Here is a 17,782-nt window from a genome sequence, read left to right on the forward strand (position 1 = left end):
AACTTTTTATTTCTTTGATTTTAAAGATTTTATTTTTTATTGCTCATAAGGTGGTAGTCAAAATGACTATGTTTCTTATTGTCAATATGACAATATGAATTGTCAAAATGACAATGAGGTAGCCATGAGCTTTTCCGTAGATGTGCTGGCGGGCATCGCCATTGAATTACAAAGCGGTATTGGACATCAGGATCGCTTTCAACGCCTGATAACCACCTTGCGTCAGGTACTGGAGTGCGACGCGTCGGCATTGCTGCGCTACGAGTCGCGACAGTTTATTCCACTGGCAATCGATGGGCTGGCCCAGGATGTTCTCGGCAGGCGCTTTACGCTGGAAGGGCATCCGCGTCTGGAAGCGATTGCCCGTGCCGGAGACGTGGTACGTTTTCCTGCCGACAGTGATTTGCCCGATCCTTACGACGGGCTGATCCCAGGCCAGGAGAGTCTGAAAGTGCATGCCTGTATTGGCTTACCACTGTTCGCCGGTCAAAATTTGATTGGCGCGTTAACGCTGGATGGCATGGAACCGGATCAGTTTGATGTGTTCAGTGATGAAGAACTCAGGCTGATTGCCGCGCTGGCGGCTGGCGCGTTGAGCAATGCGCTACTGATTGAACAGCTGGAAAGCCAGAATATGCTGCCGGGTTCGTCGACGGCTTTCGAGCAGGTGACGGAAACCCAGATGATTGGCCTGTCGCCCAATATGATGCAGCTGAAAAAAGAGATTGAGATTGTGGCGGGGTCCGATCTCAACGTACTGATTAGCGGCGAAACGGGGACCGGGAAGGAGCTGGTAGCGAAAGCGATTCATGAAGGTTCACCCCGCGCGGTGAACCCGCTGGTGTATCTGAACTGTGCGGCCTTGCCAGAAAGCGTAGCGGAAAGCGAGCTGTTTGGTCACGTAAAAGGGGCCTTTACCGGGGCTATCAGTAATCGGAGCGGTAAGTTTGAAATGGCCGATAACGGGACGCTGTTTCTCGATGAAATTGGCGAACTCTCGCTGGCGCTACAGGCTAAGCTGCTACGCGTGCTGCAATACGGTGATATTCAACGCGTGGGTGACGATCGCAGCCTGCGTGTCGACGTGCGCGTACTCGCGGCAACGAACCGTGATTTACGCGAAGAGGTGCTGGCCGGGAATTTCCGTGCGGATTTATTCCACCGCCTGAGCGTCTTTCCCCTTTCCGTACCGCCTCTTCGTGAGCGTGGCGAAGATGTGGTGCTGCTGGCAGGCTATTTTTGCGAGCAATGTCGACTGCGACTGGGACTTTCCCGTGTGGTGTTAAGCCCCGGTGCGCGTAGTCATCTGTTGAGCTACGCCTGGCCTGGTAACGTACGCGAGCTGGAACATGCCATTCACCGTGCGGTTGTTCTGGCAAGGGCCACCAGAGCAGGGGATGAAGTGGTGCTGGAGACGCAGCATTTTGCCTTGCAGGATGAAGCGCCTGTAACACCAGCGGCGGAAGGTGTTGCAGAGATCCCGCAACAGCATAATCTGCGTGAAGCAACGGAGTCATTCCAGCGAGAGATGATCCGCCGGGCGCTGGCGCAAAATAATCACAGTTGGGCAGCAAGTGCGCGGGCGCTGGAAACAGACGTCGCCAACCTGCACCGGCTGGCGAAACGTCTGGGGCTGAAGGATTAGATAATACCGGCCTGATAGAAATCCTGCAGGTTGATAGCACCGGTAAGTTTACCGTTTTCATCGACCACCGGTGCTGCGGTGATTTTGCGTTTCATCAGGATCTCTTTGGCGTCAATGGCGCGGCTCTGTGCCTGCAACGTAACGCCGTTGTGGGTCATCGCCTCGCTAACCTGAGTGGTGAGCGCTCCACCGCCAACCAGCCAGCGGCGCAGGTCGCCGTCGGTAAAGACGCCTTTCACCAACGAGTCATCATCACAGACTGCCACCAGGCCAAGACCCGTACGGCTAAGTTCCAGCATCGCGTCCATGACGCTGGTGGTGAGCGTCACCTGCGGTATGGCATCGTCACGACGCATCAGATGATGCACTTTATTTAACAGACGAGCGCCCAGCGCACCCGCCGGATGCGAGCGCGCAAAATCTTCTTCGTTGAAGCCGCGCGCCTGCATTACGGCGATGGCCAGCGCGTCGCCCATCATCAGCGTGTTAACGGTGCTGGAGGTCGGTGCCAGGCGCATCGGACAGGCTTCACGCTCAACGGAAATATCCAGCACCGCTTTGGCCGCCAGACCCAGCGGTGAGGTCGGTTTTCCGGTCATGGCCAGCAGAGCGACGGATTTGTCTTCCAGGCGTGGAATGATGAGATCCAACTCTTTCGCGCCGCCGGAGTAGGAGATAAACAGCATGACATCGCGGCTTTCAATCATGCCTAAGTCGCCGTGCAATGCTTCCGCCGGATGTACAAAAAAGGCGGGGGTGCCGGTACTGGCGAGGGTTGCCGCGATTTTTTTGCCAATATGGCCGGATTTGCCAATCCCGGAGACAATCACTTTGCCTTCGCAGTGGATGATCGTATTGGCAGCGCGGACAAAATCATCACCCAGTCGTTCTGGCAGTCGGCTGGCTTCCTGTAGCTCCAGCATTAACGTCTGGCGGCCCGCGTTCAGTAGTGCATCACTCATTGGTTTCTCCGGTTATGATTACTTCAATCCCTTTTGCTTCCAGCGCCTGACGAAACGCAGGGTCGATACCCGCATCGGTAATCAGCTTGTCGACGCTTTCCAGACTGCAGACAACATTGGGGCTTTTGCGCCCAAATTTTGATGAGTCAGCCATCAGAATTACTTCGCGAGCGGCATTGCACATCGCTTTGCTGACGCTAAACACTTCATTAAAGGTGGTCACGCCAGCATTGAGGTCAATGCCGTCGGTGCCCATGAAGAGTTTATCAAAGCTGAACTGCTCAAAGGCGTTTTCAGCCAGCTGACCGTGAAATGACGCAGATTTTTTGCGAAAGGTCCCGCCGGGCATCAGGATGGTTTGCTCGTTGTCCAGCTCCGAAAGGGCGTTAACAATGTGCAGGCTGTTGGTCATGACTGTGATGTTGCTAAAGCGCGTGAGCATTGGCACCATCTGCAGTACGGTGCTGCCCGCATCCAGAATAATGGAGTCGCCATCGTGAATAAAACGGACGGCGGCTTCGGCAATCTGCTCTTTTTTATGCGTGTTGATTAGCGTTTTGTGATCGATTGGCGGGTCGGATTCGTCTTTATTTAATACTACGCCGCCATAGGTACGAATGACGGTACCGGCATTCTCCAGAATAACAAGGTCTTTACGAATGGTCGTGCCGGTCGTGTCAAAGTAGTGGGCCAGTTCTTCAACCGAGCATTTTCCCTGCTTTTGCAGATGCTCCAGTATGGCAGCCTGACGCTGACGAGGTTTCATAGGCGTGATTACCCTGACTATAGGTTGCAAAATGATAATTTCGCAAGCTATTAGCATTCACAACGAAATTATCCATGTTTCAGTTTAAGCGCCAATGATAGTGCATTCTGCGATAGCGGATCATGGGGAAAGATCACATCAGGCTGTAAATCATCAAGATGTTTGCCCATTATTGTGGCAATTTTGCCGGGTCTGGCGAATACCGTAAGACCTTTCATAAATAACGTATCAGTTACTCGCTGCTGCTCATCTAGCGCAATGGCGACCACCACGCGGGGTTTAAAACGTCCGCCGGAGCGCCCCACGCCAACCCGACCCTGTTGGCAAAGCCTATCAAACGCCCGATTAAAGCGGGATATTTGCCAGCCCCCTAATGCCAGCTGCAGACACCACGCAATGGCGGCGACGGTAATCAGTGCGGAAACCATTATGTACTCCTTTAATTTTGCCGGATAAGCGTAGCCGCTATCCGGCAATTCAATATTAAAACATCACCTGACCGCCGGTCACGTTGATGGACTGCCCTGTGCAGTAAGAGGCTTTCGGGCTGGCGTAAAACAGCAGCATGTTCAGCACGTCCTGATAATCGCAGCCGCGTTTGAGCGGAACCTTATCAATGTAGTACTGCTCAACTTCGTCTGGCTTAAGTCCAAGTTTGGTTGCATATTGCGGCAATAACGACTGGAACATCGGTGATTTCAGCAGATTGCCAAGCATCAGTGAATGCACGGTGATCCCGTATTCCGCCAGATCCAGCGCCAGTGACTGGGTTAAGCCCACGCCGCCAAATTTTGCCGCGCTATAGCCTGAATTGTGTTTACTGCCCACTTTCCCGGATTTGGAATTGATCTGGATAATGCGTCCCTGAATACCATCGCGGATCATCAGGCGTGAGAACTCACGTGCGCAGAGGAAGTAGCCGACCAGATTCACCTGCAGCGAACGGTCGAAATCACCGAGCTGAAAGTCGCTGATAAACGCGGCTTTAGCGATACCCGCGCTGTAAACCAGCAGATCGACGCGGCCGAATATTTCATCCACTCCGCGCGATAGCGCCATCACACTCTGTTCGCTGGTGGCATCTGCGCCAAAACCGTAGGCGGTGCCTTCGCCAAACTCGGCGTTAATTTCCTGTGCCACGTTGGCGGCTTTATCGCTTTGAATATCCACCACCGCGACGCGGTATCCTTCTGTCGCAAGCCCACGGCAAAGGAATGCGCCAAGGGTCTGGCCTCCACCAATGACAACGGCAACCTGATTCATCTTTATCTCCTTCAATCTTAAGCAACAAACTTCAAAATACAGCCCGGCGCGATACCGTCTGGTACGGGGCCTGAAACGTGTACGGTGCCGGGGAATTCCGCTTCACTCAGTCCGTCAAAACGCAGGGTGATATGTCCCAGTTCACGTAAGTTTTGTTCTGCCACGCTGCCAACGGCGGTGACCGGGTACTGATGCTGGCCTAGTTCAAACTGGATCCCCGCTTGTAACGAACCGTTCAGCTCGCCGTGGCAATGAATGAAGCAAAACTCCTCGATATCCGCGGGCGCACCTTCACGAAAGGTAATCAACATCTGGTCGCTGAGTGCATCCGGGGCGCTCTGGCCGATGCGGGTGATGGTGGTCTGATAAATCACGGTCATTTTTGAGTGCCTCTTATTGGTAAATAAAGCCGGAAATAAACCAGGCGATGAGAACGGTTGGCGCGCCGGTCAGAAAACGACTCACCAGAACGGATGGCACGCCGACGCGGACCGTGTCCTGACGTGCTTCGGCCAGCGACAGCCCGACAGGGATAAAGTCGCATGCAGCCTGGGCGTTAATGGCGAACAGAGCAGGTAACGCCAGATGCGGGGGAATATTCCCCAAACCAATCTGTACGCCGATCAGAACGCCGATAACCTGGGCGATGACCGCACCGGGGCCGAGGAAAGGCGACAGCAGTGGGAAAGAACAAATCAGCGCCAGCGTCACCAGCCCCAGCGGATGGCTGGCCAGCGGTGCGAGTCCATGGGCGATCCAGTCTCCCAGACCAGAAGCCATAATGATGCCGATCAGCGCCGAGACGAATGCCATAAACGGCAGAATGGTTTTCAGCACGGTATCAATAGTGTCGCGCCCGGCCTGGAACAGAACCGCAACGGCTGAGCCCATGCCCATCCCGACTTTTGCCAACAGACCGTCGCTTTGCTCGGTAATTTTCTTGCTGGTGTCGTAATCGCGGCCCATGCTGCTGTTTGCGGGCGTTGGTGTAGCGGACGCTTCACCGACAACGGTAATGTTTTCTTCTTTTACGCCAGAGACATAGATATCTTCAACAATGAACTGGGCCAGCGGACCGGATTTTCCCGTGGCGTGAATGTTCACCGTCGGGATACGACGTTTTGGATAGATCCCGCAGCGCAGTGTGCCGCCGCAGTCGATGATCGCCACGCCAATTTCATTCTCCGGCGGTTCGCCTTCTTTGAAGCCATCAACGGCCTGCCAACCGGTCAGATTCGCCAGCTTGTCGACAATCGCCGGGCGCGTTCCTGCAGTGATATAGACAATTTTCTTGCCCGGAACGGCATCCAGTTCAAGCGGGCCGCCCCAGCCGCCGGTGCCTTTTTCAATACGAATACGCGTCATGATGTTGCTCCCGCCAGATGTACTTTCTGCTCAAGTTGAATGCCCATTTTTTTCTCAAAGATGGTGGTGGTGAAATCGGTCACCCAGCCACGGAAGAAGTTGGTCACCAGACCGACCAGCAAATAGCTCACCGCGAGTGGACCGAGCGGCAGACCCAGCGTAGTCAGTCCGCTGGCGATCCCCAGATAGACAAACAGCTCGCCAGGGTTGATGTGCGGGAACAAGCCGTTCATTGAATGGCAACTGTAAGAGGCGGCGGCGTAGTAGCTGGGCTTGTATTTTTCCGGCATAAAGCGACCCAGGCTCAGTGTCATAGGGTTACAAAACACAAATGTGCCGATGCACGGCAGTAGCAGGTAGCGGGACAGCGGGTTTCCAGCGCAACGCTGGGCAAAACGTTCAATACGCTGCTGACCGATAAAGTTAATCAGCGCATTCATGATGACCAGCAAGCTGATCAGCAGAGGAAGAATACCGGTCACCATGCCGGTAAAGACCTCTCCGCCTTTCTGGAACAAGCCGATAAACCACTCAGCCCCGAGTGTGATGGTGTCGATCATTATTCTCTCCTGTAGGGGTTTTTAGTTATCTTGCCAAACGGTAATTTATTTTAATCACATTGAAAGGTTTGAAAGTGTTATTTTGATCTCAAAATGAAAGATAAATATTTTAATTTGAAAGAAAGTGCGTGAAGGCTCGCAATTGTGCCGGGCGGAAGTGCAAGAGGGGGGAAATTCTGTGAAGGAGAGCGACAACTGCTTCCTTGTGTGACGGAGGATGCTTTACCATACTTCCCCCAGGCTGAATTTGTTTAATGGATGTCTCATGTTCAAGCGTCGTTATGTAGCGTTACTTCCCCTTTTCGTATTGCTCGCTGCCTGTAGCAGCAAACCTAAACCTTCAGAGACTCAAACGACTACGGGTACGCCATCCGGCGGATTCCTGCTTGAGCCGCAGCACAATGTCATGCAAACGGGCGGTGATTTTGCCAATAATCCGAACGCCCAGCAGTTCATCGAGAAAATGGTGAATAAGCACGGTTTTGACCGCCAGCAGTTGCAGGAGATCTTGTCGCAGGCTAAGCGTCTGGACTCGGTATTGCGTCTGATGGACCGCCAGGCGCCGACGACACAACCGCCAGCCGGACCTAACGGCGCATGGTTACGGTATCGTAAACAGTTCATCACACCGGATAACGTGCAAAACGGCGTGGCTTTCTGGAACCAATATGAAGATGCCCTGAACCGCGCCTGGCAGGTCTACGGCGTACCGCCGGAAATTATCGTTGGCATTATTGGCGTAGAAACTCGCTGGGGCCGCGTGATGGGTAAAACGCGGATTCTGGATGCGCTGGCGACGCTGTCCTTTAACTATCCTCGTCGTGCGGAATACTTCTCTGGCGAACTGGAAACCTTCCTGCTGATGGCGCGAGATGAAAGCGACGATCCGCTCGATTTGAAAGGTTCTTTCGCGGGGGCAATGGGCTACGGCCAGTTTATGCCGTCTTCCTATAAACAATATGCCGTTGATTTCAATGGTGATGGGCACATTAACCTGTGGGATCCGGTTGATGCCATCGGTAGCGTGGCGAACTACTTCAAAGGTCACGGCTGGGTGAAAGGCGATACAGTAGCGGTTCCGGCAAATGGTCAGGCGCCTGGGTTGGCTAACGGCTTTAAAACGCAGTACAGCATTTCTCAGCTTGCCGCCGCAGGTCTGACGCCGCAGCAGTCATTGGGGAATCATCAGCAGGCCAGCCTGCTACGCCTGGATATCGGTACCGGCTACCAGTACTGGTATGGGTTGCCGAACTTCTACACCATCACCCGCTATAACCACAGTACCCATTACGCGATGGCCGTGTGGCAATTGGGTCAGGCGGTGGCGCTGGCGCGTGTGCAGTAATCACTCCCCCGGCCTACTGGAGGATATCTCTTGTAGGCCGGAGAAGATGCCCTGACATCGCCATCCGGCAGGTCTTATTTATGCAACGGAGCAATTTTTGGAATCCCCCTCGTAAAACGTTCTCGCCATCCCCACATTGGTTATGAAAGTGCTATCTTGTCCGGCATATTTTTTTAACTGACAGAGGCTGAAATGACCGACAGTGAACTGATGCAGTTAAGCGAGCAGGTTGGCCTAGCGCTGAAAGCGCGCGGGGCAACCGTGACGACGGCGGAATCCTGCACCGGCGGCTGGGTAGCCAAAGCGATTACGGATATTGCCGGAAGCTCCACCTGGTTTGAACGCGGGTTTGTGACTTACAGCAATGAAGCCAAAGCGCAGATGATTGGCGTGCGTGAAGAGACGCTGGCCCAGCATGGCGCGGTGAGTGAGCCAGTGGTGGTGGAGATGGCGATAGGTGCGCTAAAAGCCGCCCGCGCGCATTTCGCTGTTTCGATAAGCGGTATTGCGGGGCCGGATGGCGGCAGCAAAGAAAAGCCCGTGGGGACGGTATGGTTTGCTTTTGCCTGCGCAAGCGGCGAGGGGATTACCCGCCGGGAATGCTTTAGCGGCGATCGCGATGCAGTACGTCGACAGGCGACCGCCTACGCGTTACAAACCCTGTGGCAACAATTTCTACAAAATACTTGATACTGTATGAGCATACAGTATAATTGCTTCAACAGAACATTATCTATCACGTTTCGCGGTTTAACCCGAAAGCGGCATGACAGGAGTAATTAATGGCTATCGACGAAAACAAACAGAAAGCGTTGGCGGCAGCGCTGGGTCAGATCGAAAAGCAATTCGGTAAAGGCTCCATCATGCGCCTCGGTGAAGACCGTTCCATGGATGTGGAAACCATCTCCACCGGTTCGCTTTCTCTGGATATCGCATTGGGCGCGGGCGGTTTGCCTATGGGTCGTATCGTCGAAATCTACGGGCCAGAATCCTCCGGTAAAACAACGCTGACACTGCAGGTTATTGCCGCCGCACAGCGCGAAGGTAAAACCTGTGCGTTCATCGATGCGGAACACGCGTTGGATCCCGTTTATGCGCGTAAACTTGGCGTTGATATCGATAACCTGCTGTGTTCTCAGCCGGATACCGGTGAGCAAGCACTGGAAATCTGTGATGCGCTGGCGCGTTCCGGTGCGGTTGACGTTATCGTTGTCGACTCCGTTGCCGCATTGACGCCGAAGGCAGAAATCGAAGGCGAAATTGGTGACTCTCACATGGGCCTTGCGGCACGTATGATGAGCCAGGCAATGCGTAAACTGGCTGGTAACCTGAAGCAGTCCAACACGCTGCTGATTTTCATCAACCAGATCCGTATGAAGATTGGCGTTATGTTCGGTAACCCGGAAACCACCACTGGTGGTAACGCCCTGAAATTCTATGCTTCTGTTCGTCTGGATATCCGTCGTATTGGTGCGGTGAAAGAAGGCGACAACGTGGTGGGTAGTGAAACCCGCGTTAAGGTCGTGAAAAACAAAATTGCAGCACCGTTTAAACAGGCCGAATTCCAGATTCTTTACGGTGAAGGTATCAACTTCTACGGCGAACTGGTTGACCTGGGCGTGAAAGAGAAGCTGATTGAAAAAGCTGGTGCATGGTACAGCTACAACGGTGAGAAAATCGGTCAGGGTAAAGCGAACGCAACCAACTGGCTGAAAGAAAACCCGGCAACTGCGAAAGAAATTGAGAAGAAATTACGTGAGTTACTGCTCAATAACCAGGATTCAACGCCTGATTTCTCCGTTGATGATAGCGGCGAAGACGTAAAAGAAACGAACGAAGATTTCTGATAATCTGTTTTGAATCGCATGTTTTGAATCGCATATAGTAAAGGGCTGCATATCATGCAGCCCTTTTTCATTTCTGAAGGCTCACTATGACAGACGCAACTTCCCGCCGTTCCGCTTATTCCCGACTGCTTGACCGCGCCGTACGTATTCTGGCGATGCGCGATCACAGCGAGCAGGAACTGCGACGTAAGCTGGCCGCTCCGGTGATGGGGAAAAATGGACCAGAAGAAATTGATGCCACGCCAGAGGATTACGACAAGGTCATCGCCTGGTGTATTGAAAGTCGTTATCTGGATGATGATCGCTTCGTGCAGCAGTTTATCGCCAGCCGCAGTCGTAAGGGCTACGGACCTGCCCGCGTGCGTCAGGAATTAAATCAGAAAGGGATCGCGCGTGAGGCTATTGAGCGAGCCATGCGTGAGTGCGAAATTGACTGGGCAGTGCTTGCACGTGAGCAGGCCGTCCGGAAATATGGAGAACCTTTACCTGTGGAATTTTCAGATAAGGTAAAGGTCCAGCGTTTTTTGCTCTATCGCGGCTATCTGATGGAAGATATTCAGGCAATATGGCGAAATTTTGACGATTGACCGCATACGGGATTTTACTTCCCAGTAAAGAAAACTTATCTTATTCCCACTTTTCGATTGCCAGAGGCGCAGTTTACGTGCCGATGCTGGTAATGACATTTCGTTAGCTTGATTTCTTCAGGATAATTATGAGCAAGAGCACCGCTGAGATCCGTCAGGCGTTTCTCGATTTTTTCCATAGTAAAGGACATCAGGTAGTTGCCAGCAGCTCCCTGGTACCGAACAATGACCCTACTTTGTTGTTTACCAACGCCGGGATGAACCAGTTCAAGGATGTTTTCCTTGGCCTCGACAAGCGTAATTATTCCCGCGCAACCACCTCGCAGCGTTGCGTACGTGCGGGCGGTAAGCACAACGACCTGGAAAACGTCGGTTACACTGCACGTCACCATACCTTTTTCGAAATGCTGGGCAACTTCAGCTTCGGCGATTACTTCAAACACGACGCCATTCAATACGCATGGGAACTGTTGACCGGTGAAAACTGGTTTGCCCTGCCAAAAGAGCGTCTGTGGGTCACCGTCTATGAAACTGACGATGAAGCCTATGAAATCTGGGAAAAAGAAGTCGGTATTCCGCGCGAACGTATCATCCGTATCGGTGATAACAAAGGCGCGGCTTATGCTTCCGACAACTTCTGGCAGATGGGTGATACCGGTCCTTGCGGTCCGTGCACCGAAATTTTCTACGACCACGGCGACCACATTTGGGGTGGTCCTCCGGGAAGCGCGGAAGAAGATGGCGATCGCTACATTGAGATCTGGAACATCGTCTTCATGCAGTTCAACCGTCAGGCTGACGGCACCATGGAACCGCTGCCGAAACCGTCCGTGGATACTGGTATGGGTCTGGAGCGTATTGCGGCCGTGCTGCAACACGTTAACTCCAACTATGAAATTGACCTGTTCCGTTCACTGATTGAGTCCGTGGCGAAAGTTACCGGCGCGACCGATCTGAGCAACAAGTCGCTGCGCGTTATTGCCGACCATATCCGTTCCTGTGCGTTCCTGATTGCCGATGGCGTTGTTCCGTCGAATGAAAACCGTGGCTATGTGCTGCGTCGTATCATTCGTCGCGCAGTTCGTCATGGCAACATGCTGGGCGCGAAGGACACTTTCTTCTACAAGCTGGTTGGTCCGCTGGTAGACGTAATGGGTTCCGCGGGCGAAGAGCTGAAGCATCAACAGGCTATGGTTGAGCAGGTTCTTAAAACCGAAGAAGAGCAGTTTGCGCGTACGCTGGAGCGTGGCCTGGCGCTGCTGGATGAAGAACTGGCAAAACTGTCCGGCGATACGCTGGACGGCGAAACCGCATTCCGTCTGTATGACACCTACGGTTTCCCGGTTGACCTGACGGCAGACGTTTGCCGCGAGCGTAACATCAAGGTTGACGAAGCGGGCTTTGAAGCCGCAATGGAAGAGCAACGCCGTCGTGCGCGTGAAGCCAGCGGCTTTGGTACAGACTACAATGCGATGATTCGCGTTGATGGTGCTTCTGAATTTAAAGGCTACGAGTACCTGGAACTGAACGGCAAAGTCACCGCACTGTTTGTTGATGGTAAAGCGGTAGACGCCATTAACGCAGGTCAGGATGCCGTTGTCGTTCTTGACCAGACGCCGTTCTATGCGGAATCCGGTGGTCAGATTGGTGATAAAGGCGAACTGAAAGGTGCGGGCTTCGCGTTTGCCGTTAGCGATACGCAGAAATATGGTCAGGCGATTGGTCACATCGGCAAACTGTCTGCGGGTTCTCTGAAAGTTGGCGATGCCGTGCAGGCTGACGTAGATGAAGCTCGTCGTGCGCGTATCCGCTTGAACCACTCCGCAACGCACCTGATGCATGCGGCGCTGCGCGAGGTTCTGGGCACGCACGTGGCGCAGAAAGGCTCGCTGGTTAACGATAAAATTCTGCGCTTTGACTTCTCTCATACCGAAGCGATGAAACCTGCTGAAATCCGTGCCGTTGAAGATCTGGTGAATGCACAAATTCGTCGCAACCTGCCGATTGAAACGAACATCATGGATCTTGAAGCGGCGAAAGCCAAAGGTGCAATGGCGCTGTTTGGCGAGAAATATGACGACCACGTGCGCGTTCTGAGCATGGGTGATTTCTCTACCGAACTGTGTGGTGGTACTCATGCCAGCCGTACGGGTGATATCGGTCTGTTCCGCATTGTGTCCGAGTCAGGTACTGCTGCAGGCGTTCGTCGTATCGAAGCCGTAACCGGTGAAGGCGCTATCAAAACAGTGCATGCTGAGAGCGATCGCTTAAGCGATATTGCGCAGCTGCTGAAAGGCGATAGCCAGAATATCGGTGACAAAGTTCGTTCCGTACTGGAGCGTACGCGTCAGCTCGAAAAAGAATTGCAGCAATTGAAGGAACAGGCTGCGGCGCAGGAGAGTGCAAATCTTTCCAGCAAAGCGGTTGATATCAATGGCGTGAAGCTGTTGGTCAGCGAACTCGCGGACGTTGAGCCGAAAATGCTGCGTACCATGGTTGATGATCTGAAAAATCAACTGGGGTCTACCATTATCGTTCTGGCAACGGTGGTGGAAGGTAAGGTTTCTCTGATTGCGGGTGTGTCTAAGGACGTGACAGATCGCGTGAAAGCAGGGGAGCTGGTTGGTATGGTCGCTCAGCAGGTAGGCGGTAAGGGTGGCGGTCGTCCGGATATGGCGCAAGCCGGTGGTACGGATGCGGCGGCTCTGCCTGCAGCGTTAGCCAGTGTGAAAGGCTGGGTCAGCGCAAAACTGTAATAACTATAAGCGTTAGCGCATGCCGAAACCCCAAGTTACGGCATGCGAATCAACGCTATCGACAACGATAAAGTCAGGTTGAAGTTGTGTATATCGGCTAAACTTAGGTTTAACAGAATGTGATGCCGTGACTGCTTACACTTAGGTGTTTGTCATCGCTTACTTTTTGGCGTTATATGATGGATAATGCCGGGATACAGAGAGACCCGACTCTTTTAATCTTTCAAGGAGCAAAGAATGCTGATTCTGACTCGTCGAGTTGGTGAGACCCTCATGATAGGCGATGAGGTCACCGTGACAGTTTTAGGGGTGAAGGGCAACCAGGTGCGCATCGGCGTAAACGCCCCGAAAGAAGTTTCTGTCCATCGGGAAGAGATCTACCAGCGTATCCAGGCTGAAAAATCCCAGCAGTCCAGTTACTAAGGTTTTCGCGTCTCACCTTTCTGGTGAGGCGCAACCTGATTGAGTTGTCCTTTTTCTTTACTTTTCTTAACTTTTCTTCTTTGCCTTCCTTGTTTTCTCGATTCCCTTACACGTATTGCCGTTCCCTGCGAATTTTCCGTTTGTTCATTGCTTCAGAGAATTGCCAATTTATCTGTTGATAAAACACTCTTTTTGCCGTTTTTGCAGACTAATTGCGCGTGAAATGTGCAAACGATAAAAGCGCTGGAAAAATTGTTTGACTTATAAGTCCCAGAAAGTAATATGTGCGCCACGCAGCGACGATGAGCAGAAACAAGTTCTTCGAAGCACTCGTAAGAGGCGTGTTGGTGAGGTGGCCGAGAGGCTGAAGGCGCTCCCCTGCTAAGGGAGTATGCGGTCAAAAGCTGCATCCGGGGTTCGAATCCCCGCCTCACCGCCATTTGCATCCGTAGCTCAGCTGGATAGAGTACTCGGCTACGAACCGAGCGGTCGGAGGTTCGAATCCTCCCGGATGCACCATTTTCTCTGCAATAACGCATTAGCGTTGTTACGGAAAGCGATATCACTTTAGCAGTGATATCAAATCTGCAGTAAGTAAGTTTCCCTGATGCATCCGTAGCTCAGCTGGATAGAGTACTCGGCTACGAACCGAGCGGTCGGAGGTTCGAATCCTCCCGGATGCACCATCTTCTCCGAGACAACAGCAAAATTGTTGTTTCATGGTCTGCGAGATAATCGCGAGCACCAGGGAGGATAACGTTGCTTCAGCAACGGCCCGCAGGGCGAGGCGCAGCCGAGTAATCCTCCCGGGTGCACCATCTCTTACTTGATATCACTTATTTCGATATCAATATCGGCAGTAAAGCAAGTTTCCTGATGCATCCGTAGCTCAGCTGGATAGAGTACTCGGCTACGAACCGAGCGGTCGGAGGTTCGAATCCTCCCGGATGCACCATATTCTCCGAGACAACAGCAAAACTGTTGTTTCATGGTCTGCGAGATAATCGCGAGCACCAGGGAGGATAACGTTGCTTCAGCAACGGCCCGCAGGGCGAGGCGCAGCCGAGTAATCCTCCCGGATGCACCATCTCTTACTTGGTATCACTTATTTCGATATCAATATCGGCAGTAAAGCAAGTTTCCTGATGCATCCGTAGCTCAGCTGGATAGAGTACTCGGCTACGAACCGAGCGGTCGGAGGTTCGAATCCTCCCGGATGCACCATATTCTCCGAGACAACAGCAAAACTGTTGTTTCATGGTCTGCGAGATAATCGCGAGCACCAGGGAGGATAACGTTGCTTCAGCAACGGCCCGCAGGGCGAGGCGCAGCCGAGTAATCCTCCCGGATGCACCATCATCTTCTCCGAGATAGCAGCAAAACTGTTGTTTCATAGTCTGCGAGATAATCACCAGTACTTTTCCCCCGTTGAATCATTTCCACCAACACTCAGAATCCTCTTCATTCGCTGTCAGCGACAAAATCAATCAATTACGATAAAATAACGTCTGGTCATTCGGCTTGTGAGAAGACGATGTACGAACGTTATGCGGGTTTGATTTTTGATATGGATGGCACCATCCTGGATACCGAGCCAACGCACCGTAAGGCGTGGCATGAGGTATTGGGGCATTATGGGTTGCGTTTTGATGAACAAGCCATGGTCGCCCTCAATGGCTCCCCAACGTGGCGTATTGCCCAGTCGGTAATTGAATTGAATCATGCCGATCTTGATCCCCATGCCTTAGCGCGTGAGAAAACCGACAAGGTGAGAAGCATGTTGCTGGACAGCGTCCAGCCTCTGCCGTTGGTTGACGTCGTGAAAGCCTGGCATGGGCGTCGGCCTATGGCGGTAGGAACGGGGAGTGAGAGCGCGATTGCAGAAGCGCTGCTCGCTCACCTTGGACTGCGTCGCTATTTTGATGCTGTCGTCGCAGCCGATCACGTACAACGCCACAAACCTGCTCCTGATACGTTTTTGCTCTGTGCTGAACGCATGGGTGTTGAACCGGCGCGTTGCGTCGTGTTTGAAGATGCCGATTTTGGACTTCAGGCGGCGCGTGCCGCAGGAATGGACGCCGTGGATGTCCGGTTATTGTGAGTGATGGACTGTCGCTCCTGTCACTGTTTGCCAGCAGTTTTCTCAGCGCCACGCTATTACCCGGCAATTCTGAAGTTGTTTTAGTTGCTTTGCTGGTCTCCGGGGTAAGTCATCCCTGGGTCTTAGTCTTAACAGCAACAATGGGTAATAGCCTTGGAGGGTTAACTAACGTTATCCTTGGGCGTTTCTTTCCATTGCGTAAAACATCGCGCTGGCAAGAAAAAGCCACTGGCTGGCTGCGGCGCTATGGCGCTGTCACACTATTATTAAGCTGGATGCCGGTTATAGGTGATTTATTGTGCCTGTTAGCTGGATGGATGCGCATCTCGTGGGGTCCAGTTCTCTTTTTCTTATGCCTTGGCAAGGCGCTGCGCTATGTTGTTGTCGCGGCGGTTACGACGCAAGGCATTATGTGGTGGCACTAATTGTGTTGTGAGATAGCCTTCAGGGTAACCAATACCATTATGCTAATTAAAACGATTTTGACAGGCGGGAGGTCAATTTGATCCCGGACGTATCACAGGCGCTGGCCTGGCTGGAAAACCATCCTCAGGCGTTAAAGGGGATTCAACGTGGGCTGGAGCGCGAAACGCTGCGTGTTAATGCAGACGGGTCATTAGCAACAACAGGCCATCCTGAGGTGTTAGGCTCAGCGCTAACGCATAAATGGATAACGACTGACTTTGCCGAAGCGCTGCTGGAATTTATCACTCCGCCAGGCGATGACATTGAGAAAATGCTCACGTTCATGCGCGACCTGCATCGGTATACCGCCAGAAACCTGGGCGACGAGCGTATGTGGCCGTTGAGCATGCCTTGCTATATTGCCGAAGGACAGGATATCGAACTGGCGCAGTACGGCACGTCTAATACTGGTCGTCTGAAGACGCTGTACCGTGAAGGCCTTAAAAACCGTTACGGCGCATTGATGCAGACTATCTCCGGCGTACACTACAATTTCTCCCTGCCAATGGCCTTCTGGCAGGCGAAGTGCGGCGTAACCGAAGGCGAAGATGCTAAAGAGAAGATCTCTGCGGGCTACTTCCGTCTGATTCGCAACTACTACCGTTTTGGTTGGGTGATCCCGTATCTGTTTGGCGCCTCTCCGGCCATTTGTTCCTCCTTCCTGCAAGGAAAACCGACAACCCTTCCGTTTGAAAAAACTGACTGCGGGATGTACTACCTGCCGTACGCAACATCGTTGCGTCTGAGTGATTTGGGCTATACCAATAAGTCGCAAAGTAATCTCGGAATTACGTTTAACGATTTGCATGAGTATGTGGCAGGATTAAAGCGCGCGATTAAAACGCCTTCCGAGGAGTATGCAGCGATCGGTCTGGAGAAGGAGGGTAAGCGCCTGCAAATCAACAGCAACGTTCTTCAGATTGAAAATGAGCTGTATGCGCCTATCCGCCCGAAACGTGTTACTCGTCGTGGTGAAACACCATCTGATGCGCTTCTGCGTGGCGGCATTGAATACATCGAAGTACGCTCGCTGGATATTAATCCGTTCTCACCGATCGGCGTTGACGAGCAGCAGGTGCGCTTCCTCGATCTGTTTATGGTCTGGTGTGCTCTTGCTGATGCCCCGGAAATGAGCAGTGATGAATTGCTGTGTACGCGTAAAAACTGGAATCGTGTGATTCTCGAAGGTCGTAAGCCAGGGCTGACGTTAGGTATTGGCTGTGAAGCCGCCCAGTTCCCGCTGCCTAAAGTGGGTAAAGATCTGTTCCGTGATCTGAAACGTGTGGCACAAACGCTGGACAGCATCGATGGGGGAGAGGAGTATCAGAAGATCTGTGATCAACTGGTGGCCTGTTTTGACAATCCTGAACTGACTTTCTCTGCCCGGATCCTGCGGTCTATGATTGATGAAGGCATTGGCGGTACGGGCAAAGCGCTGGGTGAGGCTTACCGAAATCTGCTGCGTGAAGAGCCATTAGAAATATTGCAGGAAGCTGAATTTATTGCTGAAACCGAGGCTTCAAAGCGTCGTCAGCAGGAGATAGAAGCGGCTGATACTGAGCCGTTTAGCGTGTGGCTGGAAAAGCACGCTTGATACAAAAGAAAAAGGCCACTCGGGAGTGGCCAAAATTTCATCTCTGAAAACAGGGATGATGATAACAAATGCGCGTCTTTCATATACTCAGACTCGCCCCGGA

At 52.6% G+C, this 17,782-nt stretch carries 17 protein-coding genes and 5 tRNA genes; 15 read left to right on the top strand and 7 right to left on the bottom strand.

Annotated features, from left to right (window positions below):
- The first annotated feature begins 124 nt into the window (after positions 1-124).
- Positions 125-1,645, top strand: a complete 1,521-nt coding sequence (gene norR, locus NMD08_RS05960) for a nitric oxide reductase transcriptional regulator NorR (protein WP_151218194.1) — start codon at positions 125-127, stop codon at positions 1,643-1,645.
- Here the strand turns inward: norR and gutQ are convergent.
- The 7 genes from gutQ to srlA form a co-directional block, all read right to left on the bottom strand.
- The gene (gene gutQ, locus NMD08_RS05965; protein WP_187253100.1) at positions 1,642-2,607 is read right to left on the bottom strand and encodes an arabinose-5-phosphate isomerase GutQ; all 966 of its coding nucleotides are present in this window, start codon (positions 2,605-2,607) and stop codon (positions 1,642-1,644) included. The genes norR and gutQ overlap by 4 nt on opposite strands.
- On the bottom strand, positions 2,600-3,373 hold the full coding sequence (locus NMD08_RS05970; protein WP_003037350.1) for a DNA-binding transcriptional repressor: 774 nt from the start codon (positions 3,371-3,373) through the stop codon (positions 2,600-2,602). The genes gutQ and NMD08_RS05970 overlap by 8 nt, the downstream gene beginning before the upstream one ends.
- Before the next feature lie 68 nt (positions 3,374-3,441).
- Positions 3,442-3,801, bottom strand: coding sequence for a transcriptional regulator GutM (gene gutM / locus NMD08_RS05975; RefSeq protein WP_151218192.1), 360 nt, complete (start codon positions 3,799-3,801; stop codon positions 3,442-3,444).
- Positions 3,802-3,856: 55 nt separating this feature from the next.
- A complete protein-coding gene (gene srlD / locus NMD08_RS05980; protein WP_151218191.1) occupies positions 3,857-4,636 on the bottom strand; it encodes a sorbitol-6-phosphate dehydrogenase in 780 nt (259 codons plus the stop codon).
- A 17-nt stretch (positions 4,637-4,653) separates the two neighbouring features.
- The gene (gene srlB, locus NMD08_RS05985; protein WP_151224239.1) at positions 4,654-5,016 is read right to left on the bottom strand and encodes a PTS glucitol/sorbitol transporter subunit IIA; all 363 of its coding nucleotides are present in this window, start codon (positions 5,014-5,016) and stop codon (positions 4,654-4,656) included.
- A 13-nt stretch (positions 5,017-5,029) separates the two neighbouring features.
- The gene (locus NMD08_RS05990; protein WP_286538213.1) at positions 5,030-6,001 is read right to left on the bottom strand and encodes a PTS glucitol/sorbitol transporter subunit IIB; all 972 of its coding nucleotides are present in this window, start codon (positions 5,999-6,001) and stop codon (positions 5,030-5,032) included.
- A complete protein-coding gene (srlA, locus tag NMD08_RS05995; RefSeq protein ID WP_003037339.1) occupies positions 5,998-6,561 on the bottom strand; it encodes a PTS glucitol/sorbitol transporter subunit IIC in 564 nt (187 codons plus the stop codon). Before srlA ends, NMD08_RS05990 begins: the two co-directional genes overlap by 4 nt.
- 265 nt (positions 6,562-6,826) lie before the next feature.
- On the opposite strand from srlA, the gene mltB reads away from it, so the two are divergent.
- The 14 genes from mltB to gshA all read left to right on the top strand — a co-directional run bounded on the left by mltB (position 6,827) and on the right by gshA (position 17,679).
- Positions 6,827-7,906, top strand: coding sequence for a lytic murein transglycosylase B (mltB, locus tag NMD08_RS06000; protein WP_032947148.1), 1,080 nt, complete (start codon positions 6,827-6,829; stop codon positions 7,904-7,906).
- Between the two features lie 192 nt (positions 7,907-8,098).
- Positions 8,099-8,596 carry a nicotinamide-nucleotide amidase gene (pncC, locus tag NMD08_RS06005; protein WP_370619754.1) on the top strand — a complete coding sequence of 166 codons (498 nt, stop codon included), beginning with the start codon at positions 8,099-8,101 and terminating at the stop codon, positions 8,594-8,596.
- 92 nt (positions 8,597-8,688) lie between these two features.
- A complete protein-coding gene (gene recA / locus NMD08_RS06010) occupies positions 8,689-9,753 on the top strand; it encodes a recombinase RecA (RefSeq protein WP_003037330.1) in 1,065 nt (354 codons plus the stop codon).
- An 86-nt stretch (positions 9,754-9,839) separates the two neighbouring features.
- Positions 9,840-10,340 carry a recombination regulator RecX gene (gene recX, locus NMD08_RS06015; protein WP_151218187.1) on the top strand — a complete coding sequence of 167 codons (501 nt, stop codon included), beginning with the start codon at positions 9,840-9,842 and terminating at the stop codon, positions 10,338-10,340.
- Positions 10,341-10,468: 128 nt separating this feature from the next.
- Complete coding sequence (alaS, locus tag NMD08_RS06020; protein WP_370619756.1) at positions 10,469-13,096, top strand: alanine--tRNA ligase; 2,628 nt, start codon at positions 10,469-10,471, stop codon at positions 13,094-13,096.
- A gap of 237 nt (positions 13,097-13,333) precedes the next feature.
- A complete protein-coding gene (csrA, locus tag NMD08_RS06025; RefSeq protein WP_000906486.1) occupies positions 13,334-13,519 on the top strand; it encodes a carbon storage regulator CsrA in 186 nt (61 codons plus the stop codon).
- A gap of 346 nt (positions 13,520-13,865) precedes the next feature.
- Positions 13,866-13,958, top strand: a tRNA-Ser gene (locus tag NMD08_RS06030).
- 3 nt (positions 13,959-13,961) lie between these two features.
- A tRNA-Arg gene (locus tag NMD08_RS06035) sits at positions 13,962-14,038 on the top strand.
- A 90-nt stretch (positions 14,039-14,128) separates the two neighbouring features.
- Positions 14,129-14,205 (top strand) — tRNA-Arg (locus NMD08_RS06040).
- 192 nt (positions 14,206-14,397) lie between these two features.
- A tRNA-Arg gene (locus NMD08_RS06045) sits at positions 14,398-14,474 on the top strand.
- Between the two features lie 192 nt (positions 14,475-14,666).
- Positions 14,667-14,743 (top strand) — tRNA-Arg (locus tag NMD08_RS06050).
- Between the two features lie 310 nt (positions 14,744-15,053).
- Positions 15,054-15,620 (top strand): fructose-1-phosphate/6-phosphogluconate phosphatase, encoded by a 567-nt coding sequence (yqaB, locus tag NMD08_RS06055; RefSeq protein WP_151218185.1) that lies wholly within the window; start codon positions 15,054-15,056, stop codon positions 15,618-15,620.
- Positions 15,617-16,045, top strand: coding sequence for a YqaA family protein (locus tag NMD08_RS06060; protein WP_151218184.1), 429 nt, complete (start codon positions 15,617-15,619; stop codon positions 16,043-16,045). Before yqaB ends, NMD08_RS06060 begins: the two co-directional genes overlap by 4 nt.
- 77 nt (positions 16,046-16,122) lie before the next feature.
- Positions 16,123-17,679 carry a glutamate--cysteine ligase gene (gene gshA, locus NMD08_RS06065; RefSeq protein ID WP_151218183.1) on the top strand — a complete coding sequence of 519 codons (1,557 nt, stop codon included), beginning with the start codon at positions 16,123-16,125 and terminating at the stop codon, positions 17,677-17,679.
- Positions 17,680-17,782: the final 103 nt, after the last annotated feature.

Source organism: Citrobacter meridianamericanus, from assembly GCF_041320245.1.
Lineage (GTDB): Bacteria > Pseudomonadota > Gammaproteobacteria > Enterobacterales > Enterobacteriaceae > Citrobacter > Citrobacter meridianamericanus.